Annotated in this window: 1 protein-coding gene; it reads right to left on the bottom strand. The window is 48.2% G+C overall.

Annotation, left to right across the window (positions count from 1 at the left end; all coding sequences use genetic code 11):
• Positions 1 to 373 (bottom strand): Ig-like domain-containing protein (locus AC1DUA_RS40755; protein ID WP_477505031.1); only part of this gene is annotated, 373 nt, incomplete at its 3' end.
• Positions 374 to 419: the final 46 nt, after the last annotated feature.

Here is a 419-nt window from a genome sequence, read left to right as displayed (position 1 = left end):
CTGTGAGAGCAGCCGTATTTGTATCTACGGAAACGCCTGTTACCTTAACGACACCACTTGACGGTTCACTTACAGTTACAACACTTGTTGCCATAAACCCGCCATCTTCGGTTGTTACCGTAATCGTAGCGGTTCCAGCTGTAACTGCCGTCACCTTACCTGTCGCACGATCTACAGTTGCTACTTCTGGTTTGTCCGATGTCCAGGTTACCGCTTTGTTCGTCGCATCTGCTGGAGTAATTGTTGCTGCCAGCGTTTGCGTGCCTCCTACTGTGAGAGCAACCGTATTTGTATCTACGGAAACGCCTGTTACCTTAACGACACCACTTGACGGTTCACTTACAGTTACAACACTTGTTGCTTGACGGTTCACTTACAGTTACAACACTTGTTGCCATAAACCCGCCATCTTCGGTTGT

The organism is Paenibacillus sp. 01T422 (assembly GCF_056398785.1).
Note: the sequence above shows the minus strand (reverse complement) of the source record. Positions and strands in the feature narration are given on the sequence as shown.